19 protein-coding genes are annotated in these 23,975 nt (G+C 56.7%); 13 read left to right on the top strand and 6 right to left on the bottom strand.

Features of this window, described 5'->3' with window-relative positions; genetic code table 11:
• Positions 1-139 precede the first annotated feature (139 nt).
• Together OWK27_RS00160 and OWK27_RS00155 are read left to right on the top strand one after the other, a co-directional pair.
• Entirely contained in the window at positions 140-1,837 is a 1,698-nt protein-coding gene (locus tag OWK27_RS00160; RefSeq protein ID WP_148419806.1) for an NAD-dependent malic enzyme, read from the top strand.
• Between the two features lie 169 nt (positions 1,838-2,006).
• Positions 2,007-3,149, top strand: coding sequence for an IS481 family transposase (locus tag OWK27_RS00155; protein WP_420712923.1), 1,143 nt, complete (start codon positions 2,007-2,009; stop codon positions 3,147-3,149).
• A gap of 161 nt (positions 3,150-3,310) precedes the next feature.
• Here OWK27_RS00155 and envZ read toward each other — a convergent pair whose 3' ends face one another.
• Both envZ and ompR read right to left on the bottom strand, forming a co-directional pair.
• On the bottom strand, positions 3,311-4,657 hold the full coding sequence (gene envZ, locus OWK27_RS00150) for a two-component system sensor histidine kinase EnvZ (RefSeq protein WP_148420584.1): 1,347 nt from the start codon (positions 4,655-4,657) through the stop codon (positions 3,311-3,313).
• The gene (gene ompR, locus OWK27_RS00145) at positions 4,654-5,373 is read right to left on the bottom strand and encodes a two-component system response regulator OmpR (protein WP_001157751.1); all 720 of its coding nucleotides are present in this window, start codon (positions 5,371-5,373) and stop codon (positions 4,654-4,656) included. Before ompR ends, envZ begins: the two co-directional genes overlap by 4 nt.
• 227 nt (positions 5,374-5,600) lie before the next feature.
• Here ompR and greB point away from each other — a divergent pair, with 227 nt between their 5' ends.
• The 5 genes from greB (at position 5,601) to feoC (ending at position 11,651) form a co-directional block, all read left to right on the top strand.
• Positions 5,601-6,074, top strand: coding sequence for a transcription elongation factor GreB (gene greB / locus OWK27_RS00140; protein WP_148420583.1), 474 nt, complete (start codon positions 5,601-5,603; stop codon positions 6,072-6,074).
• Between the two features lie 87 nt (positions 6,075-6,161).
• Entirely contained in the window at positions 6,162-8,492 is a 2,331-nt protein-coding gene (locus tag OWK27_RS00135; RefSeq protein ID WP_176611162.1) for a Tex family protein, read from the top strand.
• A 331-nt stretch (positions 8,493-8,823) separates the two neighbouring features.
• The gene (feoA, locus tag OWK27_RS00130; RefSeq protein ID WP_003861611.1) at positions 8,824-9,051 is read left to right on the top strand and encodes a ferrous iron transporter A; all 228 of its coding nucleotides are present in this window, start codon (positions 8,824-8,826) and stop codon (positions 9,049-9,051) included.
• A 30-nt stretch (positions 9,052-9,081) separates the two neighbouring features.
• Positions 9,082-11,400: a Fe(2+) transporter permease subunit FeoB gene (gene feoB / locus OWK27_RS00125; protein WP_267589484.1), complete on the top strand. Its 2,319-nt coding sequence runs from the start codon at positions 9,082-9,084 to the stop codon at positions 11,398-11,400.
• Between the two features lie 11 nt (positions 11,401-11,411).
• Positions 11,412-11,651 carry a [Fe-S]-dependent transcriptional repressor FeoC gene (feoC, locus tag OWK27_RS00120; RefSeq protein WP_267589483.1) on the top strand — a complete coding sequence of 80 codons (240 nt, stop codon included), beginning with the start codon at positions 11,412-11,414 and terminating at the stop codon, positions 11,649-11,651.
• Here the strand turns inward: feoC and bioH are convergent.
• Positions 11,623-12,405, bottom strand: coding sequence for a pimeloyl-ACP methyl ester esterase BioH (gene bioH, locus OWK27_RS00115; protein WP_267589482.1), 783 nt, complete (start codon positions 12,403-12,405; stop codon positions 11,623-11,625). The two genes, feoC and bioH, sit on opposite strands and share 29 nt — an antisense overlap.
• Before the next feature lie 36 nt (positions 12,406-12,441).
• Between bioH and gntX the strand changes: the two genes are divergently transcribed.
• From gntX to gntT, 3 genes are all read left to right on the top strand, one after another.
• The gene (gntX, locus tag OWK27_RS00110; protein ID WP_267589481.1) at positions 12,442-13,122 is read left to right on the top strand and encodes a DNA utilization protein GntX; all 681 of its coding nucleotides are present in this window, start codon (positions 12,442-12,444) and stop codon (positions 13,120-13,122) included.
• Positions 13,123-13,183: 61 nt separating this feature from the next.
• A complete protein-coding gene (gene nfuA, locus OWK27_RS00105; RefSeq protein WP_003861601.1) occupies positions 13,184-13,759 on the top strand; it encodes a Fe-S biogenesis protein NfuA in 576 nt (191 codons plus the stop codon).
• A 307-nt stretch (positions 13,760-14,066) separates the two neighbouring features.
• A complete protein-coding gene (gene gntT, locus OWK27_RS00100; protein ID WP_148420578.1) occupies positions 14,067-15,383 on the top strand; it encodes a gluconate transporter in 1,317 nt (438 codons plus the stop codon).
• A 142-nt stretch (positions 15,384-15,525) separates the two neighbouring features.
• Here gntT and OWK27_RS00095 read toward each other — a convergent pair whose 3' ends face one another.
• Entirely contained in the window at positions 15,526-15,735 is a 210-nt protein-coding gene (locus tag OWK27_RS00095) for a hypothetical protein (RefSeq protein ID WP_267589480.1), read from the bottom strand.
• Positions 15,736-15,792: 57 nt separating this feature from the next.
• On the opposite strand from OWK27_RS00095, the gene OWK27_RS00090 reads away from it, so the two are divergent.
• The 3 genes from OWK27_RS00090 to OWK27_RS00080 are packed head-to-tail and all read left to right on the top strand — an operon-like array spanning position 15,793 to position 18,944.
• Entirely contained in the window at positions 15,793-16,632 is an 840-nt protein-coding gene (locus tag OWK27_RS00090) for a DUF4123 domain-containing protein (protein WP_267589479.1), read from the top strand.
• A gap of 3 nt (positions 16,633-16,635) precedes the next feature.
• Positions 16,636-17,157, top strand: a complete 522-nt coding sequence (locus OWK27_RS00085; protein ID WP_267589478.1) for a DUF3304 domain-containing protein — start codon at positions 16,636-16,638, stop codon at positions 17,155-17,157.
• Positions 17,157-18,944 carry a phospholipase effector Tle1 domain-containing protein gene (locus OWK27_RS00080; protein WP_267589477.1) on the top strand — a complete coding sequence of 596 codons (1,788 nt, stop codon included), beginning with the start codon at positions 17,157-17,159 and terminating at the stop codon, positions 18,942-18,944. The genes OWK27_RS00085 and OWK27_RS00080 overlap by 1 nt, the downstream gene beginning before the upstream one ends.
• A gap of 52 nt (positions 18,945-18,996) precedes the next feature.
• Here the strand turns inward: OWK27_RS00080 and malQ are convergent, their stop codons facing one another.
• Together malQ and malP are read right to left on the bottom strand one after the other, a co-directional pair.
• Positions 18,997-21,078 (bottom strand): 4-alpha-glucanotransferase, encoded by a 2,082-nt coding sequence (gene malQ, locus OWK27_RS00075; RefSeq protein ID WP_267589476.1) that lies wholly within the window; start codon positions 21,076-21,078, stop codon positions 18,997-18,999.
• A 9-nt stretch (positions 21,079-21,087) separates the two neighbouring features.
• Complete coding sequence (gene malP / locus OWK27_RS00070) at positions 21,088-23,481, bottom strand: maltodextrin phosphorylase (RefSeq protein WP_267589475.1); 2,394 nt, start codon at positions 23,479-23,481, stop codon at positions 21,088-21,090.
• Positions 23,482-23,975 lie beyond the last annotated feature (494 nt).

Below are 23,975 nucleotides of genomic sequence, written 5' to 3'. Positions count from 1 at the left end.
GGTGGTGTTTTTGTTTATGTGTTGCGGTAATTAACATTTAGCTCCTTTATAATACCCCCCGACCGCAGCCCGCAGCGCACGCCAGAAAGATGACAAACAGCAGTGTCAGGGACGGTTCTTCTTAAAAAGAGTGAGTGACATGGACAACAAACTGAAAAAACATCGTTCCCTTTATATTCCTTACGCCGGTCCGGTTCTACTGGAGTTTCCACTTCTGAACAAAGGCAGCGCCTTCAGCATGGAAGAGCGCAGCAGCTTTAACCTGCTGGGCCTGCTGCCAGAAGTGGTTGAAACCATTGAAGAACAGGCAGAACGTGCCTGGATCCAGTATCAGGGCTTCAAAACCGAAATTGATAAGCACATCTACCTGCGCAATATCCAGGACACCAACGAAACCCTCTTCTACCGCCTGGTGCAGAACCATCTCGAAGAGATGATGCCCGTCATCTACACCCCAACGGTCGGCGCGGCGTGTGAACGTTTCTCTGAAATCTACCGCCGCTCCCGCGGCGTGTTCATCTCCTACCAGAACCGTCACAACATGGACGACATCCTGCAAAACGTGCCTAACCACAACATCAAGGTGATCGTGGTGACCGATGGCGAACGTATTCTGGGCCTCGGCGACCAGGGCATTGGCGGGATGGGTATTCCTATCGGTAAGCTCTCGCTCTACACCGCCTGCGGCGGCATCAGCCCGGCCTACACCCTGCCGGTGGTGCTGGACGTGGGAACCAACAACCAGCAGCTGCTGAACGATCCGCTGTACATGGGCTGGCGCCATCCGCGCGTTACCGACGACGAGTACTATCAGTTTGTTGATGATTTCATTCAGGCCGTGAAGCACCGCTGGCCGGACGTGCTGCTCCAGTTTGAAGACTTCGCGCAGAAAAACGCCATGCCGCTGTTGAACCGCTACCGCGATGAGATTTGCTCGTTCAACGACGATATTCAGGGCACCGCGGCGGTAACCGTCGGTACGCTGATCGCCGCGAGCCGCGCGGCGGGCAGCCAGCTCAGCTATCAGAAAATTGTCTTCCTTGGCGCAGGCTCCGCCGGATGCGGCATCGCCGAACAAATTATTGCCCAGACCCAGCGCGAAGGGCTGAGTGAAGAGCTGGCCCGCTCCCGCGTCTTTATGGTTGACCGTTTCGGCCTGCTGACCGACGGTATGCCGAACCTGCTGCCGTTCCAGACCAAGCTGGTGCAGAAGCGCGAGAACCTGAAGAACTGGGATACCGATAACGAAGTGCTCTCTCTGCTGGACGTGGTGCGCAACGTGAAGCCGGATATTCTGATCGGCGTGTCCGGGCAGACCGGCCTCTTCACGGAAGAGATCATTCGCGAGATGCACAAGCACTGCGAGCGACCAATCGTGATGCCGCTGTCGAACCCGACGTCACGCGTGGAAGCCACGCCGCAGGACATCATCGCCTGGACCGAAGGCAACGCGCTGGTCGCCACCGGCAGTCCGTTTGATCCGGTAGTGTGGAAGGACAAGCTGTACCCTATCGCCCAGTGCAACAACTCCTACATCTTCCCGGGAATTGGTCTGGGGGTGATCGCTTCCGGCGCGTCCCGCATCACCGACGAAATGCTGATGTCAGCAAGCGAAACGCTGGCTGGCCACTCTCCGCTGGTGAACAACGGTGAAGGACTGGTGCTGCCTGAGCTTAAGGACATTCACAAGGTGTCCCGCGCCATCGCGTTCGCGGTGGGCAAAATGGCGCAGCAGCAGGGAGTTGCGGTGAAAACCTCGGCCGACGCGCTGCAGCAGGCCATCGACGATAACTTCTGGATGCCGGAATACCGCAGCTATCGTCGTACTTCGATTTAACTATTGTCCCTCACCCCAGCCCTCTCCCCAAAGGGGAGAGGGTGAAAACCGCACCGGACAGTCCCCTCGCCCCTTCGGGGTGTACGGTCCGGGGACATAGTGAACACTTGTTCGGGGACATGGTAGACACTTACAACTAAGGCATAAGAACCCGTTTATGGAGTCGCTTATGCCCTGGGATGCGAGAGATACCATGTCATTACGTACCGAGTTTGTTTTGTTCGCCTCGCAGGACGGGGCGAACATCCGTTCCCTCTGCCGTCGCTTCGGCATTTCACCTGCCACCGGCTATAAGTGGCTTCACCGCTGGGCGGAGGAAGGGGCCGCGGGCCTTCAGGACCGCCCGCGCATACCGCACCATTCCCCGAACCGCTCATCTGACGACATCACTGCCCTGCTGCGTATGGCCCATGGCCGCCATCAACGCTGGGGCGCGCGTAAGATAAAGCACTGGCTGGAAGACCAGGGGCACACTATGCCCGCCTTCAGCACCGTCCATAACCTTATGGCCCGCCATGGTCTGCTGCCGGGCACTTCACCGGGCATTCCCGTCACGGGGCGGTTCGAACATGACGCGCCGAACCGCCTCTGGCAGATGGATTTTAAGGGCCACTTTTCCTTTGGCGGGGGCCGCTGCCATCCGCTCACCCTGCTGGACGACCACTCCCGTTTTTCCCTGTGCCTGGCGCACTGTACCGATGAACAGCGCGAGACCGTGCAGCAGCAGCTGGTCAGCGTGTTTGAGCGTTACGGCCTGCCGGACCGGATGACAATGGACAACGGCGCCCCGTGGGGAGATACCACCGGCACCTGGACGGCGCTGGAGCTGTGGCTGATGCGCCATGGTATCCGGGTGGGGCACTCCCGGCCGTATCATCCGCAGACGCAGGGTAAGCTGGAGCGTTTTCACCGCAGCCTGAAGGCAGAGGTGCTGCAGGGGAAGTGGTTCGCGAGCGGGGGTGAACTACAGCGCGCCTTCGACCACTGGCGGACGGTCTATAACCTTGAACGCCCGCATGAGGCGCTGGACATGGCGGTACCGGGCTCGCGGTATAAGCCGTCTGCACGGCAGTACAGCGGCAACACACCGCCCCCGGAATACGACGAGGGCGTGATGGTCAGGAAAGTGGATATCAGCGGAAAGCTGAGCGTGAAAGGGGTAAGTCTGAGCGCAGGCAAGGCGTTCAGGGGAGAACGGGTCGGGCTGAAGGAGATGCAGGAAGACGGCCGCTACGAGGTGTGGTGGTACAGCACGAAAGTGGGGGTGATCGACCTGAAGAAAAAGTCGATCACCATGGGTAAAGGATGTTAAAAAGTGTTCACCATGTCCCCGAACACCTGTCTACCATGTCCCCGGACCGTACAGTGGGAGAGGGTTGGGGTGAGGGCATCAGGCCGCAGAGAACGTACCTTGTCGGGTGGCGGCTTCGCCTTACCCGACCTACGAAAAAGGGTGGCTAAAGCCACCCTTTTTTAACCCTCTTTAACCTGACCCCGCATCACCGGCACCGGTAACCACGCGCGAATACTCAAACCACCCCGCTCGCTGGTGCCAATTTCCAGCAGTCCGTTATGGTTATCAACAATACGCTGCACAATCGCCAGGCCTAAGCCGGTGCCGCTGGTGCTGCGCGCGCTGTCGCCGCGCACGAACGGCTGGAACAGGTGCTTACGCTGTTCGGGCTTGATGCCCGGACCATCGTCTTCCACCTGGAACCACGCGCGGTTAAGTTCCGTACCGCTGCTGACTTTAATCCAGCCGTTGCCGTAGCGCGCCGCGTTGACCACCATATTCGCGACCGCACGTTTGATGGAGAGCGGGTGCATACGTACCTGAATCTCGCCCGCCTGGAGGTCGGTGGCAATTTCACGTTCGTAGCCGCTTTCGGCGGCGACCACTTCCCCCAGCACCGCGTTCAGATCCGCCATCTCCATTGGCATCTCCTGCCCGGTGCGCAGGTAGTCGATAAACTGCTCAATGATGGCGTTACACTCTTCGATATCCTTGTTGATGGACTCGGCAAGATAGCCATCCTGCTCGCCCATCATCTCCGTCGCCAGGCGGATACGCGTCAGCGGCGTGCGCAAATCATGGCTGACGCCCGCCATCAGCAGCGTACGATCGTCCGCCAGCTGTTTGACGCCTGCGGCCATATGGTTAAACGCACGCGTTACCGAGCGCACTTCCGACGCGCCGTATTCACGCAGCGGCGGAGGAATAATGCCTTTACCGACCTGTAGGGCCGCATGCTCCAGGTCGACCAGCGGTCGGTTCTGGATACGGATAAACAGCCACGCGCCGCCGATGGCCAGTAGCATGATCGCCAGGGTGTAGCGGAACAGCGGCGAGAAGTCGCCCTGATGGATTTCCGTCAGCGGAACGCGCACCCAGATGTTGGGTGACAGCCAGGTTTTCAGCCAGACAACCGGCGAGCTTTTGTTGACCTCAACGCGTACTTCCGTCGGACCGCCAAGCTGCTGTGCCATCTGCTGGCTGAGAAATTCATAGTGCTGCGCCCAGCGCAGGCCCGCGTCTTCCGCCGCTTCGTTCGAATACAGTGAAATGCCCAGCTCGCGGTAGATTTCCCGACGGAACGCCGGGGGAACGACCAGCTGCGTGCCGTCCTCCAGCTGCAGCTTATCGGTCATCAGCATACGCACTTCGTATGCCAGCACCTTATTAAACTGCTGAAGGCTCGGCAGGATCGCAAAGTTCAGCACCACCAGGTAGGTCGTCACCAGGCTGACGAACAGCAGGGTGACGATCAGTAACAGCGTGCGGGCAAACGAGCTTCGCGGCGAGAAGCGCATTCGCCTCATGCTTTAGAGCCGTCCGGGACGAACACGTAGCCCAGACCCCATACGGTCTGAATATAGCGAGGGTGCGCCGGATCTTCTTCCACCATGCGGCGCAGACGGGAAATCTGTACGTCGATAGAGCGCTCCATCGCGGAATATTCACGACCGCGCGCGAGGTTCATCAGCTTGTCACGGGAGAGCGGTTCGCGCGGGTGGCTGACCAGCGCTTTCAGTACCGCGAACTCGCCGCTGGTGAGCGGCATTGGCTCATCTTCACGGAACATCTCACGGGTGCCGAGGTTCAGCTTGAACTTACCGAATGCAATCACCGCCTCTTCCTGAGACGGCGCGCCAGGCAGCTCGTTCGCCTGACGACGCAGCACGGCGCGAATACGCGCCAGCAGCTCACGCGGGTTAAACGGTTTTGGAATGTAATCGTCAGCGCCGATTTCAAGGCCGACAATGCGGTCAACTTCTTCACCCTTCGCCGTCACCATGATGATCGGCATCGGGTTACTCTGGCTGCGCAGGCGGCGGCAGATAGAGAGCCCGTCTTCGCCCGGCAGCATGAGATCTAACACCATCAGGTGGAAGGATTCACGCGTCAGCAGACGATCCATCTGTTCCGCGTTCGCGACGCTACGAACCTGGAAGCCCTGCTCTGTCAGATAACGTTCCAGCAGCGCACGCAGGCGCATGTCGTCATCTACGACCAGAATTTTGTAGTTCTCTTGCATTGTGTGTACTCCCAAAGGTTCGGATAGGCCTGGAACAGCGTATTCTAAAAAAGTGCACGTGTTCGACCAGCAAATTCTGGTATAAATTCTAGACGAAATTGTTACAAAGCATATTTAACAGCAGCTTATCTGTTCATTTCATCACATAAATCATTATTAATCTTGTCTGTTACACTGTGCGCTACGTATTGTGCGCAAAGACAGTTAACCGGCATTAAGGCTGCACCATGAAAACGCCCCTGATCACCCGTGAAGGGTATGAGAAACTCAAAAAAGAGATGGATTACCTGTGGCGCGAAGAGCGTCCTGAAGTGACCAAAAAAGTCACCTGGGCGGCAAGCCTGGGCGATCGCAGCGAGAACGCGGACTACCAGTACAATAAAAAGCGCCTACGCGAAATCGATCGCCGGGTGCGCTACCTGACCAAATGCCTCGAAAATCTCAAAATCGTCGATTACTCCCCGCAGCAGGAAGGCAAAGTGTTCTTCGGTGCCTGGGTGGAGATCGAAAATGATGACGGCAATACCCTGCGTTTTCGCATCGTCGGTTACGATGAAATTTTTGGTCGTAAGGATTACATTTCTATCGATTCGCCGATGGCCCGCGCCCTGCTGAAAAAAGAGGTGGGTGATTTAGCCATCGTCCAGACGCCCGCGGGTGAAGCAAGCTGGTACGTCAACGAAATCGAGTATGTTAAATAGTCCGAGAGCGCCCTACCCGGCTGGCATTTTTCGGTGTCAGCCCGTATAACTATCCCCCTGATTTTCGATCCACAAGATGAACTGACCATGATGAAAGAGTCGCTCTGCCGCATTATTGCGGGTGATATTCAGGCCAGAGCCGAACAGGTAGAAGCTGCCGTTCGCCTGCTTGATGAAGGGAACACCGTGCCGTTTATTGCACGTTATCGTAAGGAAGTCACCGGCGGTCTGGATGACACGCAGCTGCGTAACCTGGAGACGCGTCTGGGCTATCTCCGCGAACTGGAAGACCGACGTCAGGCGATCCTCAAATCTATCGGCGAGCAGGGCAAGCTGACCAGTGAACTGGAACAAGCCATTAACGGTACCCTGAGCAAAACCGAACTCGAAGATCTCTATCTGCCGTACAAACCGAAGCGCCGCACGCGCGGGCAGATTGCGATTGAAGCAGGCCTTGAGCCGCTGGCCGACCTGCTGTGGAACGATCCGTCTCACGACCCGGAAACCGAAGCCGCCAGATTTATCGATGCCGACAAAGGCGTGGCGGACACCAAAGCCGCGCTGGACGGTGCACGTTACATCCTGATGGAGCGCTTCGCCGAAGACGCCGCGCTGCTGGCCAAAGTGCGTGACTACCTGTGGAAGAACGCGCATATCGTCGCCACCGTGGTGGCCGGCAAAGAGGAAGAAGGCGCGAAATTCCGCGATTACTTCGATCATCACGAACCCATTTCAACCGTACCGTCTCACCGCGCGCTGGCGATGTTCCGCGGCCGTAACGAAGGCGTACTGCAACTCTCCCTGAATGCCGATCCGCAGTTTGACGAGCCGCCAAAAGAGAGCCACTGCGAGCAGATCATTATCGATCACCTCGGCCTGCGCCTGAACAACGCTCCGGCGGACAGCTGGCGCAAAGGCGTGGTGAGCTGGACCTGGCGCATCAAGGTGCTGATGCATCTCGAAACCGAGCTGATGGGCACCGTGCGCGAGCGCGCCGAAGACGAAGCGATTAACGTCTTCGCCCGTAATCTGCATGACCTGCTGATGGCCGCCCCCGCTGGCCTGCGCGCCACCATGGGTCTCGATCCGGGTCTGCGTACCGGCGTGAAGGTGGCCGTGGTTGACGGTACCGGCAAGCTGGTTGCCACCGACACCATTTACCCGCACACCGGCCAGGCAGCGAAGGCGGCGACGGTCGTGGCTGCGCTGTGTGAAAAATATAACGTTGAGCTGGTCGCCATCGGTAACGGTACGGCCTCCCGCGAAACCGAACGTTTCTACCTCGACGTGCAGAAGCAGTTCCCGAAGGTAACGGCGCAGAAAGTGATCGTCAGCGAAGCGGGAGCGTCGGTCTATTCCGCCTCCGAGCTGGCGGCACAGGAGTTCCCGGATCTGGACGTTTCCCTGCGCGGTGCGGTCTCTATCGCCCGTCGTTTGCAGGATCCGCTGGCGGAGCTGGTGAAGATCGACCCGAAATCCATCGGCGTGGGCCAGTATCAGCACGACGTGAGCCAGACGCAGCTTGCGCGTAAGCTGGACGCGGTGGTGGAAGATTGCGTAAACGCCGTCGGCGTGGATCTGAACACCGCTTCCGTACCCCTCCTGACCCGCGTGGCAGGCCTGACCCGCATGATGGCGCAGAACATCGTCGCCTGGCGTGATGAAAACGGTCAGTTCCAGAACCGCCAGCAGTTACTGAAGGTTAGCCGCCTGGGGCCAAAAGCGTTTGAGCAGTGCGCGGGCTTCCTGCGCATTAACCACGGCGATAACCCGCTGGATGCCTCTACCGTTCACCCGGAAGCGTACCCGGTTGTGGAGCGTATTCTGGCCGCCACCCAGCAGGCGCTGAAAGATCTGATGGGCGACAGCAGCGCGCTGCGTAACCTGAAAGCCGTGGATTTCACCGACGAACAGTTCGGCGTGCCGACGGTCACCGACATCATCAAAGAGCTGGAAAAGCCGGGCCGCGATCCGCGTCCCGAGTTTAAAACCGCGACCTTTGCTGACGGCGTGGAAACCATGAACGACCTGCTGCCGGGCATGGTGCTGGAAGGCGCAGTTACGAACGTCACCAACTTTGGCGCGTTTGTGGATATCGGCGTGCATCAGGATGGTCTGGTGCATATCTCATCCCTCGCCGACAGGTTCGTGGAAGATCCACATACCGTGGTCAAAGCGGGCGACATCGTGAAGGTGAAGGTGCTGGAAGTGGATCTCCAGCGCAAGCGTATCGCCCTGACCATGCGTCTGGACGAGCAGCCGGGTGAAACCAACGCGCGCCGAGGCGGTAACGGCGGTGGCCGCGAACAGCAGCGTCCGGCAGCGAAGGCCGCGAAGCCGCGTGGACGTGACGCACAGCCGGCCGGCAACAGCGCCATGATGGATGCGCTGGCGGCGGCAATGGGTAAGAAACGCTGACCTCTCCCCTCACCCCGGCCCTCTCCCCAGAGGGGAGAGGGTGTTAAAGTCCCCTCTCCCCTCTGGGGAGAGGGTTAGGGTGAGGGGAATAAATCATCTCGTAATATATGAAACCGATTGCATATCCATATTTAAACCACTACTTATCACTCCGTTAACAAATAAATTTATTATCCCCTTCCGCGTAATTCCGTAAATATTGAGCAAGGTCAATCTGACCGCAAATTAATACGTTTAACAACATCCCGTCACATTTTTATTATTGCTGATAAAAACTATTCTCATTATCATCGCAGTGTAGATTATTTAACCTATCGTGGAATCAGGCGCTATGCAATTCACTCCAGACAGTGCGTGGAAAATTATCGGTTTTACCCGTGAGATAAGCCCGGCCTACCGGCAGAAGCTGCTGTCGCTGGGCATGCTGCCCGGCTCATCGTTCCAGGTGGTGCGCGTGGCGCCGTTGGGCGATCCTGTTCATATCGAAACCCGACGCGTAAATCTGGTTCTACGTAAAAAAGACCTCGCATTAATTGAAGTTGAATCTCTATCCCGTTAACAAGCCAGCGGTTTTGGTGGGTCTAATACAATGAAAAAATTAACTATTGGCTTAATTGGCAATCCTAATTCCGGCAAGACAACATTATTCAATCAATTAACCGGCGCGCGCCAGCGAGTGGGAAACTGGGCAGGCGTAACGGTTGAACGTAAAGAAGGCCAGTTCACGACGACAGACAATCAGGTCACGCTGGTTGATTTACCGGGGACCTATTCACTCACCACGATTTCCTCCCAGACCTCTCTCGATGAGCAGATCGCCTGCCACTATATTCTGAGCGGCGACGCGGATCTGTTAATCAACGTGGTAGATGCCTCCAATCTCGAGCGAAATCTCTATCTCACGCTACAGCTGCTGGAACTGGGCATTCCCTGCATCGTGGCGCTTAACATGCTCGACATCGCAGAGAAGCAAAAGCTGCGCATCGACGTCGATGCCCTCTCCGCCCGTCTGGGCTGCCCGGTGGTTCCGCTGGTTTCTACCCGCGCGCGCGGCATTGACGCCCTGAAGCTGGCAATTGACCGCCACACGGGCAACGCCGACGTTGAGCTGGTGCACTACGCGCAGCCGCTGCTGCGCGAAGCCGGCCAGCTGGCGCAGGCGATGGACAACGCCATGCCTGCCAGACAGCGACTGTGGCTTGGCCTGCAAATGCTGGAAGGGGATATCTACAGCCGCGCCTACGCAGGCGATGCGGCGGACAAGCTGGACGTTGCGCTGGCTCGCCTGAGCGACGAGCTGGACGATCCCGCTCTGCATATTGCGGATGCCCGCTATCAGGCCATCGCCGCGATCTGCGACGTGGTCAGCAACGCGTTAACCGCGGAGCCCAGCCGCTTTACCGCCGCAGTAGATAAAATCGTGCTCAACCGGTTCCTCGGTTTGCCGGTCTTTTTACTGGTGATGTACGTGATGTTCCTGCTCGCCATTAACATCGGCGGTGCACTGCAGCCGATCTTTGATGGCGGCTCTGTTGCTATTTTCGTGCACGGCATTCAGTGGCTGGGCTACACCCTCCACTTCCCGGAATGGCTGACCATTTTCCTTGCCCAGGGGATCGGCGGCGGTATCAACACCGTCCTGCCGCTGGTGCCGCAAATCGGCATGATGTACCTGTTCCTCTCCTTCCTTGAGGATTCCGGCTACATGGCGCGCGCGGCCTTCGTAATGGATCGCCTGATGCAGGCGCTGGGGCTGCCGGGCAAATCCTTCGTGCCGCTGATTGTCGGCTTTGGCTGTAACGTGCCGTCGGTAATGGGCGCCCGTACGCTGGATGCACCGCGTGAACGCCTGATGACCATCATGATGGCACCGTTCATGTCCTGCGGCGCGCGTCTGGCGATCTTCGCGGTCTTTGCCGCGGCGTTCTTTGGTCAGGAAGGGGCGCTGGCCGTCTTCTCCCTGTATGTGCTGGGTATCGTGATGGCTATCCTCACCGGCCTGATGCTGAAGCACACCATCATGCGCGGCGAAGCGTCGCCGTTCGTGATGGAGCTGCCGGTTTACCACGTTCCGCATCTGAAGAGCCTGGTAATTCAGACATGGCAGCGCCTGAAAGGCTTTGTGCTGCGCGCCGGTAAGGTGATTGTGGTGGTCAGCATTTTCCTGAGCGCCCTTAACAGCTTCACCCTGAGCGGCCAGGCGGCAGATAACATTAATGATTCTGCGCTTGCCTCCGTCAGCCGGATTATCACTCCGATCTTCAAACCGATTGGCGTTCAGGAAGACAACTGGCAGGCAACCGTGGGCCTGTTCACCGGCGCGATGGCAAAAGAAGTGGTGGTCGGCACCCTGAACACGCTCTACACCGCTGAGAATATTCAGGACGAGGAGTTTAATCCGGCAGCGTTCCACCTCGGTGATGAACTGCTCGGCGCGGTGGAAGAGACCTGGCAGAGCCTGAAAGACACCTTCAGCCTGAGCGTGCTGGCGAACCCGATTGAAGCCAGCAAGGGCGACGGCGAAATGGCGACCGGGGCAATGGGCGTGATGGGCCAGAAATTCGGCAGCGCGTCGGCGGCCTACAGCTACCTGATCTTCGTCCTGCTCTATATTCCGTGCATCTCGGTGATGGGGGCCATCGCCCGTGAGTCCAGCCGCGGCTGGATGGGCTTCTCCATTCTGTGGGGGCTGAACATTGCCTACTCGCTGGCGACCGTGTTTTACCAGGCCGTTAACTACGGGCAGCATCCGCGCTACAGCCTGATCTGTATCCTGGCGGTGATCCTGTTTAACGTGATGGTGATTGGCCTGCTGCGCCGGGCGCGTAGCCGCGTTGACGTCAACCTGCTGGCGACGCGCAAAACCCCAACCACCTGCTGCAGCAGCCCTGCGGGCGACTGTCACTAAGGGGCAAACGGATGGCAACGTTGATTCAGGTACGTGATCTGCTGGCGCTACAGGGACGAATGGAGGCGAAGCAGCTCAGCCTCAGCCTGCGTACGCCGCAGCCGATGATCGATGCCATGCTGGAAAGGCTGGAGGCGATGGGAAAAGCCGTGCGCATTCAGGAAGAGCCGGACGGTTGTCTGTCCGGCAGTTGTAAAAGTTGTCCGGAAGGTAAAGCCTGCCTCAGGGAGTGGTGGACGCTTCGCCAGTAAAGGCGGACAGCGCCGAACAAAACTCAGCAGGATGAGAGATGAACGGCGCGTGTGCCGCTTTGGCAACCACCAGCGACAGGGTCTCCGGCCACAGCGCGTCCAGCAGCGGAACCACCTTGCGCGGCACCAGCCCATCCAGATAGCCATAAATACGCAGATGCGGTACCGCCAGCGACGCCAGCGGCTCGCGCAGATCGGCCGTCTTCAGGATCTCCAGCCCACCGTTCAGCACGTCAACTTCCGGCATCGGCAGGGAAAGCACCGTCTGTTTCAGCGTCCGCGCGTCCTGTCGGGCGGTCTCCGTCCCCATAGTTTGTAGCGCCAGAAAACGCTCCACCGTCCGCTGGAAATCTTCGCTCAACTGGTGCTGGAATCCGGCCAGCACCTCAGGCTTGATGCCCGGCCACGCCTCGCGGGCGCTGAAGCAAGGTGATGAGGCCACCGTCACCAGCGCCTGAACCCGCTCAGGATGGTTCAGCGCAATCTGGCTTGCCACCAGCCCGCCCAGGCTCCAGCCGAGCCAGACGGCTTTTTGCGGCGCGGCATCCAGAACCTGCTCCGCCATCTCGTCGAGCGTCATCGCGCCGTAGCCGTGGCTGCGGCCATACCCCGGCAGATCGACCAGATGTACCGTAAACTGCGAGGCCAGTTCCTCACTTATGCAACGCCATACTTCGGCGTTCAGTCCCCATCCGTGCAGCAGCACAAGATGACAATTTCCCGTCCCTACGGTCTGCCACCACAGCGTCTTCATCAGTTAACGTTCTCTTTTTTCACATGGAGGTTACGTATGCTAACAGTGCCCGGCTTGTGCTGGCTATGCCGAATGCCGCTTGCGCTAAGCGCGTGGGGCATTTGTTCCGTCTGCACGCGAGCTGTGGGCTGCCTGAAGGGCTGCCCGCAGTGCGGCTTGCCTGCCGTCAGCCAGACGCTCCCCTGTGGACGATGCCTTAAAAAAGCGCCGCCGTGGAGCGTGCTGGTGGCGGTGGATGATTACGTTTTACCGCTGAGCCGTCTGATTCATCAGTTCAAGTTTTCCAGCCAGAGCGCGCTGGCGCAGCCGCTGGCACGCCTCCTGTTACTGGCGGTGCTTCAGGCGCGGCGAACGCGCGGGCTGCCGCAGGTCGACGCGATCGTGAACGTGCCGCTCTTTCAGCGTCGCCACTGGCGGCGCGGCTACAATCAGAGCGACCTGCTGTGCCGTCCGCTCGCCCGCTGGCTGGGATGCCGCTACCCAGCCTCTGCGCTGACGCGCGTCCACGCCACCGCCCTTCAGCACCGGCTCAACGCCCGGTCGCGCAAAAGGAACCTGAAAAACGCCTTTCGCCTTGAATTGCCGGTCAGCGGCCTCCATATCGCGATTGTGGATGATGTCGTCACGACGGGCAGTACCGTTGCTGAACTTTCCCGACTGCTTTTGCAAAGCGGCGCCGCGTCAGTTCAGGTATGGTGTCTGTGCCGTACCTTGTAGCCCTTCTTCAATGGGCGTATGATTATACCCAGGTAATTTAGTCAACTATTAGGCCAAAGCTATGATCCGTATTTCCGATTCTGCACAAGCGCACTTTGCCAAACTGCTGGCAAATCAGGAAGAAGGGACGCAGATCCGCGTGTTTGTGATCAATCCAGGCACTCCGAATGCAGAATGTGGTGTCTCGTATTGTCCTCCGGACGCTGTGGAAGCAACCGACACTGCCCTTAAATTTGAGCAGCTCACCGCTTACGTCGATGAACTGAGCGCGCCGTATCTCGAAGATGCGGAAATCGACTTTGTCACCGACCAGCTGGGTTCTCAGCTGACCCTGAAGGCACCGAACGCGAAAATGCGTAAAGTGTCTGACGATGCGCCGCTAATGGAGCGCGTGGAGTATCTGCTGCAGTCCCAGATTAACCCGCAGCTGGCGGGCCACGGCGGTCGCGTTTCCCTGATGGAAATCACCGAAGACGGTCTGGCTATCCTGCAGTTCGGCGGCGGCTGTAACGGCTGCTCCATGGTCGATGTCACCCTGAAAGAAGGGATCGAGAAGCAGCTGCTGAACGAATTCCCTGAGCTTAAGGGCGTACGCGATCTGACCGAACACCAGCGCGGCGAGCACTCTTACTACTGATTCCGTGCCCGTCCGTATTGCCCGGTGGCGCAACGCTTACCGGGCCGACCCTCCTCCTGCCTCCTGCCTCTATATGTTGACCTGCGTCGCATAATTTAAATTTTGCCATCCTGGGTGATTCTCAACCGCTCTATGTTACCCGTATCATTCCCATGGGCACTCAACACCCTTATAACAGCCGACTAAACTTAACGGTTTCGCAGGCATCAGTATGAGTGCCGTTATCGCTCTGTTCCCAGTTGGGACAACCGGAATTTGTCGTTGAAACAATGACGTTACCCATAACAATTCAAAGGCCAGGTCAATCATGCCATTAGTCATCGTCGCTATCGGTGTTGTGTTATTACTGCTCTTGATGATCCGCTTCAAAATGAACGGATTTATCGCTCTGGTTCTGGTGGCACTTGCAGTCGGTCTGATGCAGGGAATGCCGCTGGTTAAGGTTATCAGCTCCATCAAAGCCGGCGTCGGCGGTACGCTCGGCAGCCTGGCGCTGATAATGGGCTTCGGCGCCATGCTCGGTAAAATGCTGGCGGACTGCGGGGGCGCGCAGCGTATCGCCACCACGCTGATTGAGAAATTTGGTAAGCAGCACATTCAGTGGGCGGTGGTGTTAACCGGCTTTACCGTCGGCTTCGCGCTGTTCTATGAGGTGGGCTTCGTGCTGATGCTGCCGCTGGTATTTACCATCGCCGCCGCCGCCAACATCCCGCTGCTGTTCGTGGGTGTACCAATGGCAGCAGCGCTGTCCGTGACCCACGGCTTCCTGCCGCCGCACCCAGGCCCAACCGCTATCGCCACCATTTTCCATGCCGATATGGGTAAAACCCTGCTGTTCGGTACGATTCTGGCGATCCCAACGGTTATCCTGGCAGGCCCCGTTTATGCCCGCTTCCTGAAAGGCATTGATAAGCCAATCCCGGAAGGGCTGTACAGCGCCAAAACCTTCACCGAAGAAGAGATGCCTGGCTTTGGCGTCAGCGTCTGGACCTCGCTGGTGCCGGTGATCCTGATGGCGATGCGTGCCGTAGCGGAGATGGTTCTGCCAAAAGGCCACGCGTTCCTGGCCGTTGCCGAGTTCCTGGGCGACCCGGTGATGGCAACGCTGATTGCGGTGCTGATCGCCATGTTCACCTTCGGGCTTAACCGCGGTCGCTCCATGGATCAGATCAACGACACGCTGACCTCATCCATCAAAATCATTGCCATGATGCTGCTGATTATCGGCGGTGGCGGTGCGTTCAAGCAGGTGCTGGTCGACAGCGGCGTGGATAAATACATCGCGGCCATGATGCATGAAACCAACGTGTCGCCGCTCCTGATGGCCTGGTCTATCGCCGCGGTTCTGCGTATCGCGCTGGGCTCTGCAACCGTTGCGGCAATCACCGCAGGCGGTATCGTTGCGCCGCTGATCGCTACAACGGGCGTCAGCCCTGAGCTGATGGTTATCGCGGTAGGTTCCGGTAGCGTGATTTTCTCCCACGTGAACGATCCGGGCTTCTGGCTGTTCAAGGAGTACTTCAACCTGACTATCGGTGAAACCATCAAGTCCTGGTCCGCGCTGGAAACCATTATTTCGGTGTGTGGTCTGGTCGGGGTGCTGCTGCTGAATATGGTGGTCTGATGTGAAAAAGCCGGGTGGCGCTGACGCTTACCCGGCTTGATTTTTAGTCATTATCTTTACCAATGCTTTTTCAGAATTTGACTCCTGTTTCAGCCATTTACAGCACCGTCACTTCATGCAACCATCCTGATTTAACCACATTTTAAATCAGGTTTTTGTTATGGATAACCGGCTGACGCTTTTCGACGGACAGACTCGCTATAAACAATTCCCTCCTCATGCCCGACGTGCTGATGAAATACGCCACCCTGCGACAAACGAAGCGGACAATGGCGGCGGCTCCGGTCAACATGCCATTACCCATTCCATTACTTCCCGGTAAGTATCCACCGCTTAACGAAACGTTCTGCATTGAGTACCTCCTCAATACTATCAAAACCAATGATGCTATCGTGCAAGGAGCTTAACTATGGATACGACTGCAATATTTCAGGCATTGCCCGATGATAAGAATGTGCATATTTATTTGCTGTTTGAAGCAGAGGTGCAGCCACTTGACGAGTTTCAGATATTTCGCTCGGAACATGCTGCTTCAATGTATTCTCTGTATCTCCACCCACAACTGAAAGAACTCCAGGAATACGGCCCATGGCTGCTGGAGGTGGATGATCGAACTCATTTGTCCGGTTATCTGGATGTACTTCCGGGCATTGTGGGCATTATTGTTGCTCACCGGCACCTCTCTTCCATCGCGATTCAGCTTTCCAGAGGCTGCACTGTTGTGAAGCCGGATAATCACACTTCACTGTTGCGTTTTTATGCACAGCATGTTCTCAGCATTCTGGCTTTATCAGCAGATAGCGAGTGGCATGCGTTTTTATTTCAGGATATCAGACAGTGGTGGATACCAGGGAAAGAGGCATGGAAACCACTCACCATTCCTGCCTCTGTTGCTTTAAACCCCAAGGATAATATTGTTCGCCTGGATAAGAAGTCCTGGCAACAGATAGCGGATAAACCGGAAGTCAGCAGCGTATTAGCACAATGGCAAAAAATGCCTTCAGTCCAGTATTTTCCTCCCTGCGTTCAGCGTGACATGGTGATTAAGGCACTTGGAAAAGCGAAGGAAGCCGGTTTAACCGAGGGGGCAGAATGCAAAATTTACGCACTTTATTACCTTAATGGCGGAAAAAAAGTCCTTGAATCAGAAGAGATGCAGGTTTCATTACGTAACGTGAGTGATGGAAAAATATCGCTTAAACAAGTACTGGCTAATTTACCGCCTGAAGATGGTACTGAAGGAAAATAAAAAATGGGAATTTTTAAAACTTTCGAAAATATTGATAAGGCCGTAAACCGAGGCTATGCCCGCTGGGGAAAATGGATTTGGGGAACGCTGCTGGCAGTCGTGCTGGCATATGGTGGCTGGTTAATCTGGGCATCTATCTGGGGACCGCCGACCGGAGGCGTGACGTTAATTATTCACAGCGAAATCGACAGACCCATTCTGGGGTTTAGCGTGAATGGTGTGGGGGGTTCGAACGCGTTTGCCCATGGTGGTGGTGGTGCTACCTGTTGCGGCAATATCAGCGGGAAAACGGCGGAAGTTATATGGACATTAAGCACAACCCGCGATCAGTACGATGCAGGTCTTCGTAAAGAAAAACGTCGTGTTGTGATGCCATTGCCGGAAAGGAAGTGGGGAGAGAATGACTTGCATGTCCATTTTTTACCTGGTGATAAAGTATTACTGGGCTGGAGTGATAACGCCTGGTCACCTTATGAAAAACGTCCTGATATATCTGGTAAGACCGCAACGCAGGAGCATAACTGATGGATATCGAAACTATTATTGCTGCCGCCAGCCGCGCACAACAGGCAGATGATGCCGGGTTGGGGAATTGCTCCCGCATCTGGCATGTGGGTTTCTTTTTTGATGGCATTCATCGCAATATTGATCAGGATGCACCAGAGCACCGCCTTAGTAATGTGGCTCGTTTATTCAGGTCCTTTCCTGATCAAAAACAAGAGACCTCCCTAGCTAGTTATTCTAAGTATTATATTTCGGGTCTCGGCACACCATTTAATGAGGAATTAGCTGAGAAACTTCATACCATAATGGATAGCGCACAAACCTCTGTGCAGGGTGATTTGAAAGAACAACCGAAAGAGATGGCGAAAGATGCGGGTCTTGATCTATTGAAAGGTGGCGACTGGTGGGAAATTCTAGAAGACTCAGGGAAAAAACTGATAAACCCCAGTGAGTGGAAAAAACTGGCGGTTGATACCGCGAAAAGCACAGCAAAAAAAGTCAGTATCGAGGCAACGCCCTTGCTACGTGATAACCCCACTATTGCAGATATGTTAGTCACGGGCGTCGATACCCGAATAAATTCGGCTAAATTACGTTTTGAACGTTTCTTTGAACAAAAGAAAAGAAATAGCCCGATTCCCGTCAAACTGATCTCTATTTCGCTATTTGGCTTCGATCTTGGTGCGACGCTCGCCCGTAAATTTATTGATATGCTACTTAGCGATATTTGCCAGAAACAGGATGATAAATATACCTATCAGGGGATCCCCGTAGATATTATTTTTACCGGCTTATTTGATTGCGCACGCCATACACCCGCCAGTAATAATAATGGCGTGGACTGGTTTGTTTCTGCATTGGGTGGCCCCGTAAAAGGCGTGAGCGTTCTGCTGGGCGATAAATCTATTGATCAGCAGTCGGCATTGCCTGATACGGTTAAAAACGCGCTACATCTGGTGGCGGCTCATGAAAACCGACCATGGCGTAGCCTCTATTGCCTGGGCGGGAACAATAATAATCATCAGGAAGAGCTGTTACCCGGCTGCGCAGAAGATGTGGGGGGTGGCCTGAAACCAAATGAGCAAAAACCGAGTGCAGAACTTTGCCGGGTAGCGCTTCACAAAATGTATCGTACGGCGACGATGGCAGGCGTTCCTTTCCTGGATTTACAGACACTTGATCAAACAGATACCGATGTTGCCACCTACTTCGTCATGCAGGATAACGTTAAGAATAAATCCGTCGCACAGTGGACAAAGATTTACCAGCGAGCCGTACCTTTTAAAACCGTCAGTACTGGTGCGCAAAACCAACATCTGGACAGTTATATCGAGTGGCTGGGACGGCAATATTATCAATACCGCAGCGAATGTATGAAATATGAAAAGCAGCGCGGGGATATTTTAACGTCCACCGGTGCATCTGCCGGTATGCTGGGAATATCACCACAGGCCAATGGAACGGCGAGCCAGTTTCAAGATGAAATTGATGTATTAAAGAAAAACTGGGGCTGGCTGGAAGATGTCCATGCCGCCGCAATAAGAATGAAAAACAGCATGGAAAGCAATCCGTCAGACAAGCGCCTCCAGATTGTGCCTGCGGTATACGGTCCAGTTTTAAGAAGAGCAAAAAGATTTCTCGACTATGCGCAGGCTGCCTGGCGTAGCTTGCCACTACCATTACCACTGGATACAGCCCCGCCAGAGATGTATGCCTGGTTTATTCACGATCGGCAAAGTATGGAGAAATGCGGGGGAATATCGCAGGACTTCCTGGTTATTCGTTCTATGGAAAATCCTGAAGCCTAATCCCTGCACCACAGGGCCGGTTAACGGCGCTGTGGTGCTCGTCAAAAAGGATTCACCGCTTCTTGCCCACCGCCCTTCTGCGCTTATCCAGATCCTTAATCAGCCTGTTTACCCCGTCATCGGCAAACATCTTCTCAAGCGTTGTGGACAGCTTGCGGCGCCAGTTCTTGTACTGATAGCTGGTTCCCGGAATGTTCACCGGCTCCGCCATATCAATCCAGTCTTCCGGCTGCAGGCCGAGTAAGGCGCTGTTGCTGTCGGCAATGTAGCGCTGTAAGCCACGGTTAAGCGTTGGGGTCATCGACATCAGCGACGCCTTATGCCCGGCGCGCTTCGGCAGACAGCCATGCTTGTGCAGCGCGTCCAGCAGCCCCTGCTTCGCCAGCTCACGATCCTGATACAGGCCGCGAAGGACCTCTTCATCAGGATAAAGGCCCAGCGTTTTGCCAAGGGTCAGGTCACCGCTTTCCCAATAGCCACGAAGCGTAGGAAGGTCATGCGTCGTCGCGACTGCCATTGACTGCTCAGGGTACGCTTTCGGCGCGCGGAAGGTTTTCTCATGGTCGTTTTCAAAATAGAGCACTTTGTAGGAGTAGACGCCGCTGTCGCGGAGCTTGCTGACAATCTCCACCGGCACGGTACCGAGATCTTCACCGATCACCATGCACTGGTGACGTTTGCTCTCCAGCGCGAGGATCGACAGGAGATCGTCAACCGGATACTGCACGTACGCCCCGTGGTCTGCCGTTTCACCGTACGGGATCCACCACAGACGCAGCACGGACATCACGTGGTCGATACGCAGCGCGCCGCAGTTCTGCATGTTAGCGCGCAGCAGGTCGATAAACGGCTCGTAGGCGCGTGCCGCCATGACGTGCGGATCCATCGGCGGCAGGCCCCAGTTCTGACCGAGCGGGCCAAGGATATCCGGCGGCGCACCGACGGAGGCCTTCAGGCAGTAAAGCTCACGATCGCACCAGGTTTCCGCGCCGCCTTCCGCCACGCCCACGGCCAGATCGCGATACAGCCCGATCGGCATCTTATAGCCCTGGCTCACCTGCCAGCAGGCGGCAAACTGGCTGTACGCCAGCCACTGCAGCCAGAGATAGAAATCCACCTCGTCGGCGTGCGTTTCACAGAACGCCTTCACTTCCGGGGTATCAACGGACTGATACGCTTTCGGCCATACCGGCCAGCCCCAGCGCATCTCGTCCTCCTGCACTTGATAAGCGTGCAGCGCATCAAACGCCGCCTGCCAGTAAAGGCTCTCGCCTTCCTGCATCACAAACTGGCGGAAGGCTGCCATCTGCTCGTCGTCACGCTTCGCAAAGCCCTTCCACGCCAGACGCAGGGCCGCCATTTTCAGGGCGGTAACGGTGGCGTAATCAACCCAGTCCGCGTCGCGAGCCTGTTTCAGCACGTGCTGCGTGGTCTCAAGCTTCCACCAGGCCTGCGCCTCTTTGCTGTTTTTAAAATCCTCTAACGCGTTAACGTCGATGTAAATGACGTTCAGCCAGCGACGGGAAGAGGGGCTGTACGGGCTGGCGCTTTCCGGGTTGGCCGGATAGAGCGCGTGGATCGGGTTAAGGCCGATAAATGCCCCGCCGCGCTCGCCAACGTCCACCAGCATCTTTTTCAGATCGCCGAAATCGCCGATGCCCCAGTTGCTCTCCGAGCGCAGGGTGTAGAGCTGCACGCAGGCACCCCACAGCTTTTTGCCTTCGAGCAGCGCCTGCGGCTCATAGCAGCGCTTTGGCGCCACGATCACCCGGCAGTGAAAACGCTGGTCGTCCCGGGTGAGCGTTAAGGTGTGGTAGCCCTCCGGCAGCTTCGCCGGAAGGTTAAGCGTTTTGCCGCCGGTGGCCTGGCCTTTGTGCTGATGCCCCTCTTCGGTAGTGAGCAGCCAGCTGAACTCGCCGCGCCCTTCCACCGCCAGCGGCATCTTTTTGCCTGCGGTAAATACCTTCACGTTCGGCACCGGCGCAGCCGACGCTTTCGCGTCGGTTTTGTGCATGGCATCCAGCAAACGTCGTTTGGTATCCGCACCAATTGACTGCGGTTTGCCGTGCGCGTTGATGTAACTGAGGCTAATTCCCGCCGCCTGCGCGGCACTGTCCAGACGTTTACTCTCCATCGCGCTTCCTTAGCGTTTTGCCTGCCAGATACGGGCCTGATAATCACGGATTGAGCGGTCAGAGCTGAACATGCCGCAGCGCGCGGTGTTCAGGATGCACGCGCGGGTCCACGCGTCCTGGTCGCGATAGAGCACGTCGACCTGCTTCTGCGCTTCAAGGTAAGCCGTGAAGTCAGCCATGACCAGGTACGGGTCGCCGCCCTGTTTGTCCATGCTGTGCAGCATCTGGTCAAACGCGTGCCTGTCGCCGTCGCTGTACTTACCGCTTTCCAGCTCTTTCAGCACCGCATCCAGCACTTTGTCTTTTTTACGCCATTTCACCGGGTCGTAACCTTTGGCTTTGATGGCTTTCACTTCTTCAACAGTATGGCCGAAGATAAAGATGTTCTCTTCACCGACCTTCTCCGCGATTTCAACGTTCGCGCCGTCCAGCGTGCCGACGGTCAGGGCGCCGTTCAGCGCCAGCTTCATGTTGCCGGTACCGGACGCTTCTTTACCGGCGGTAGAGATCTGCTCAGAGATATCCGCCGCCGGGATCAGCATCTCAGCCGCCGAGACGCAGTAGTCCGGCAGGAACACCACCTTCAGCTTGTCGCCCACCTTCGGGTCGTTGTTGATCGCCGCCGCCACTTTATTAATGGCGAGGATAATGTTTTTCGCCAGGTAATAGCCCGGCGCCGCTTTCGCACCGAACAGGAACACGCGCGGCACGCGGTCGGCCTGCGGGTTCTCACGGATCTCTTTGTACAGCGCGAGGATGTGCAGCAGGTTCAGGTGCTGGCGTTTGTACTCGTGCAGGCGCTTGATCTGGATGTCGAAAATCGCATTCGGGTTGATGACAGTCCCGGTACGCATTTTCACAAACTCCGCGAGGCGAACCTTGTTCTCCCGCTTGATGGCGCGGTACTCCTCGCGGAACGCTGCGTCGTCAGCGTATTTTTCCAGGTTAATCAGCTGGTCCAGATCGTTGGCCCACTCTTTTTTGAGGGTTTTATCCAGCAGACCGGCCAGCAGCGGGTTGCACTGCTTGATCCAGCGACGCGGCGTAATGCCGTTGGTCACGTTGTGGAATTTGGTCGGCCACAGCTGGTGATATTCAGGGAACAGATCCTTCACCACCAGATCCGAGTGCAGCGCGGCCACGCCGTTCACCGCAAACCCGCTCACCACGCACATGTTCGCCATGCGTACCTGCTTGTCGTGCACCACGGCCAGCTTCGCCCAGACGGCCTTATCGCCCGGCCAGGTTTTCTCCACCAGCGTTTTGAACCGATCGTTAATCTTATTGATGATCTGCATATGGCGCGGCAGCAGCGTTTTCACCAGCTTCTCATCCCAGCACTCCAGCGCTTCCGGCATCAGGGTGTGGTTGGTGTAGGCGAAGGTGCGGCTGGTGATTGCCCAGGCGTCGTCCCAGCTCAGCTGATGCTCGTCGATCAGCACGCGCAGCAGTTCCGGAATGGCGATGGTTGGGTGGGTGTCGTTCAGCTGGATGACCTCGAAGTCAGGCAGCTGCGCCAGCGTGCGGCCCGCCAGGTGGTGGCGACGCAGAATGTCCGCCACGGAGCAGGCGCACTGGAAGTACTGCTGCATCAGACGCAGCTTTTTGCCCGCCAGATGGTTGTCGTTCGGGTAGAGCACTTTGGTCAGCTTCTCGGCGTCGATACCCTGCTGCTCGGCGCGCAGGAAATCACCGTCGTTGAATTTGGTCAGGTTGAACGGATGCGCGTGCTTCGCCTGCCACAGGCGCAGCGGCTGCGCCACGCCGTTACGGTAGCCGAGCACCGGCAGATCCCAGGCTTCGCCGGTGAGGGTGAACGCCGGCTCCCAGAGGCCCTGCTTCGTGACTTTACCGCCAATCCCTACCTGCACGTCCAGCTGCGCGTTGTGGCGGAACCACGGATAGGTATTGCGGTGCCAGTCGTCCGGCGCTTCCATCTGGTGACCGTCGGCAAACGACTGGCGGAACAGGCCGTACTGATAGTTCAGGCCATAGCCAATGGCGGACTGGCCTACCGTAGCCATGGAGTCCAGGAAACAGGCTGCCAGACGTCCCAGACCACCGTTGCCCAGCGCCGGGTCAGTCTCTTCTTCGAGCAGATCGGTCAAATTAATGTCGTGTTCTTTCAGCACATCGCCGACGTCCTGATACCAGCCAAGGTTCAGCAGGTTATTGCCCGTCAGGCGACCAATCAGGAACTCCATCGAGATGTAGTTGACGTGGCGCTGGCCTTTAACGGGCTTCGCCACGGGCTGAGCATCCAGCTGCTCTGCGAGCGCCCCGCTCACCGCCTGCCACCACTGGTGCGGCGTCATCTCGCTTGCAGCTTGAAGGCCAAAACGCTGCCACTGACGCGTCAGGGCAGCCTGAAATTGAGCTTTGTTGAAAGTAGGCTGTGACATAGGGAATCGGCATCCTGTAGAGAGAAAACACATTTGGCGCTAGTGTGCCTGGCTCATTGCGCCTCTTCCTCCTCCTGTCGGGGATTAGGCAGGGAGGAGTAGCGGGGATGAGCATAAAAGTGTGATCGAGGCCACTCTGTGAGTGTGCTTTGCGGGAAAAAAGATATCCCGGAAGCGTGTCAAAAAAATGAAATGCGGTTTCGGGGGAAATTAATCCTCCCTGAAATGATTACTTACCTGGAATAATATTTTCGGACGCGGAGGATAATTAAGTACCGCGATGAAGTCCCTGAAACGTTACCCTCACTTTATTAACTTTTCCGTCATTATCTCTTTCTGAAACCAGTTTCAGCGAAGCCTTTCTCCACGCATTCAAACCAGCAGCGGCGCGGCATCCAGCCCTGAATGAGAAAGTTCCAACATTCCGGATAATGTTTTGTGACACAGTGCAAATTCACGGGTACAAAACCCAGACATAACTTGCAATAGTTCCT

The sequence above is a fragment of the Enterobacter cloacae complex sp. 2022EL-00788 genome, assembly GCF_026627565.1.
GTDB classification, from domain to species: Bacteria; Pseudomonadota; Gammaproteobacteria; order Enterobacterales; family Enterobacteriaceae; genus Enterobacter; species Enterobacter pasteurii.
This window is presented reverse-complemented; position numbering and strand designations above follow the sequence as displayed.

Bases quoted from the DNA above. Each gene is read 5' to 3' on its own strand.
- OWK27_RS00160 (WP_148419806.1), top strand. From the start codon at position 140: ATGGACAACAAACTGAAAAAACATCGTTCCCTTTATATTCCTTACGCC.
- OWK27_RS00155 (WP_420712923.1), top strand. From the start codon at position 2,007: ATGCCCTGGGATGCGAGAGATACCATGTCATTACGTACCGAGTTTGTT.
- envZ (WP_148420584.1), bottom strand. From the start codon at position 4,657: ATGAGGCGAATGCGCTTCTCGCCGCGAAGCTCGTTTGCCCGCACGCTG.
- ompR (WP_001157751.1), bottom strand. From the start codon at position 5,373: ATGCAAGAGAACTACAAAATTCTGGTCGTAGATGACGACATGCGCCTG.
- greB (WP_148420583.1), top strand. From the start codon at position 5,601: ATGAAAACGCCCCTGATCACCCGTGAAGGGTATGAGAAACTCAAAAAA.
- OWK27_RS00135 (WP_176611162.1), top strand. From the start codon at position 6,162: ATGATGAAAGAGTCGCTCTGCCGCATTATTGCGGGTGATATTCAGGCC.
- feoA (WP_003861611.1), top strand. From the start codon at position 8,824: ATGCAATTCACTCCAGACAGTGCGTGGAAAATTATCGGTTTTACCCGT.
- feoB (WP_267589484.1), top strand. From the start codon at position 9,082: ATGAAAAAATTAACTATTGGCTTAATTGGCAATCCTAATTCCGGCAAG.
- feoC (WP_267589483.1), top strand. From the start codon at position 11,412: ATGGCAACGTTGATTCAGGTACGTGATCTGCTGGCGCTACAGGGACGA.
- bioH (WP_267589482.1), bottom strand. From the start codon at position 12,405: ATGAAGACGCTGTGGTGGCAGACCGTAGGGACGGGAAATTGTCATCTT.
- gntX (WP_267589481.1), top strand. From the start codon at position 12,442: ATGCTAACAGTGCCCGGCTTGTGCTGGCTATGCCGAATGCCGCTTGCG.
- nfuA (WP_003861601.1), top strand. From the start codon at position 13,184: ATGATCCGTATTTCCGATTCTGCACAAGCGCACTTTGCCAAACTGCTG.
- gntT (WP_148420578.1), top strand. From the start codon at position 14,067: ATGCCATTAGTCATCGTCGCTATCGGTGTTGTGTTATTACTGCTCTTG.
- OWK27_RS00095 (WP_267589480.1), bottom strand. From the start codon at position 15,735: ATGCAGAACGTTTCGTTAAGCGGTGGATACTTACCGGGAAGTAATGGA.
- OWK27_RS00090 (WP_267589479.1), top strand. From the start codon at position 15,793: ATGGATACGACTGCAATATTTCAGGCATTGCCCGATGATAAGAATGTG.
- OWK27_RS00085 (WP_267589478.1), top strand. From the start codon at position 16,636: ATGGGAATTTTTAAAACTTTCGAAAATATTGATAAGGCCGTAAACCGA.
- OWK27_RS00080 (WP_267589477.1), top strand. From the start codon at position 17,157: ATGGATATCGAAACTATTATTGCTGCCGCCAGCCGCGCACAACAGGCA.
- malQ (WP_267589476.1), bottom strand. From the start codon at position 21,078: ATGGAGAGTAAACGTCTGGACAGTGCCGCGCAGGCGGCGGGAATTAGC.
- malP (WP_267589475.1), bottom strand. From the start codon at position 23,481: ATGTCACAGCCTACTTTCAACAAAGCTCAATTTCAGGCTGCCCTGACG.